This is a genomic window from Actinomyces gerencseriae DSM 6844 (assembly GCF_000429265.1).
Lineage (GTDB): Bacteria > Actinomycetota > Actinomycetes > Actinomycetales > Actinomycetaceae > Actinomyces > Actinomyces gerencseriae.
This window is the reverse complement of record NZ_AUBN01000029.1, coordinates 1-1,398: the sequence shown is the minus strand read 5'-3', so window position 1 is coordinate 1,398 and position 1,398 is coordinate 1. Positions and strand designations below refer to the sequence as shown.

Genomic DNA, 1,398 nt, shown 5'->3' with positions numbered 1-1,398 from the left:
TCACCACCGCCGCCACCCGCACCGCAGCACTCCTCACCACCACCAACACCAACGACACCGCAGACACCACCGGGGACACCGCAAACCCCCGAACCAGCAGCGGCAAGAAGACCGACGGCCCCCCGGCAACCGACGAGAAAACACCCCTGTCCGACGACGACATCAAGCGGATTGCTCGGCAAGCGGACGGCAGTGGCGGTTGGGGTTCTCCGCGTCAAGGAACTCTCAACGACTGTTATCTGTTGTCAGCGCTGCAAGGATATTCACGAAGCGCGGACGGTTCTCAGAATCTACGCGATCGCGTCAACTGGGACCCGGACAAGAAAGCCTTCGTCGTCACTCTTTACGACAAGGGAGAGCCCGTGAACGTCGATGTCACCGACTATTACACGAATGGCGCCAAGGACCCATTCGGCAAGCCGACCATCATGAGCATCTACGAACGCGCCTACGGCATCCACTACGGCGACAAGAACCTCGACGACGGCGGCACAGGAGCGGAAACCATGGAAGCCATCTCGGGCGAGGAGACCCACAGTGTGCATACTTTCGGATTCACATGGGGATTCATCCCCTGGCAGCAGCACCAGTACACCGAAGACGAGTGGAACGACATAAAAAATAGCGCTCAAAGCGGAAAACCAACTACGGGAGTCACCACAGGTGGGGACTTCAGTGAGGACGATGGAATTGTCCAGGCGACCACTGACACCAATGGAGATCTTAAGATTACGGACGCAGACGAACAAGGAACTTATCGGATTGCGAAAGAGCATGTCTACACAGTAGTCGCCGTCGACGACGAGTACGTCACCCTCCGCAACCCCTGGGGGCATAACAAACCTGCCGACGGATACCAGCCGCCCGCCGGGGACCGTCCGGACGGATTGATACGCATTACCCGCGAAGAGTACGAACAGCACTTCAATTGCACCGATATCGGCAGCACTCCCCGATGAACTCAGCAGCGGCATTCCGCCGGACTTCCATCGGAAATTACCTGGTCAAGGAGACTTCCGGATCGACAGTCAGATTGAACGTCGCACGTGAACCACCACCGCCTGCATCATACGATCGCAGAAGAGGCGCCGGATCGACACCGAGCAGCGTGAGGGTTCCCAGGCCGTCGATATGCACACTCTCTCCCAAGTGCAGTCTTACAGGAGTGTCGGAATTCTGCCGATAATTCCTCCAGGCCAGTTCAACGATCCACTCGTGGCGCTCCGAACGCAGATCCTCCCACCGCAGTTCTCCCTCATTGGTTTCGGGCGGAGGTATGGAACTGTTCATCGAAACCACGTCGCCCTTCTCGACACCCGCCGGCAGGGGGGCGCTCCGCGTCAGCGGACGCGTCCACCACAACCACCCACCCACACCAACCGCCACCACCGCAACACC

The 1,398-nt window shown here is 58.9% G+C and carries 2 protein-coding genes; one reads left to right on the top strand and one right to left on the bottom strand.

The window, feature by feature from the left end:
* The coding region (locus G448_RS16065) for a C2 family cysteine protease (RefSeq protein WP_156911004.1) at nt 1-959 on the top strand (959 nt) is incomplete at its 5' end.
* Between the two features lie 37 nt (nt 960-996).
* On the opposite strand, the gene G448_RS18560 is transcribed toward G448_RS16065, so the two are convergent.
* Nucleotides 997-1,398: FHA domain-containing protein (locus G448_RS18560; RefSeq protein ID WP_211227994.1), on the bottom strand; the 402-nt coding region annotated here is incomplete at its 5' end.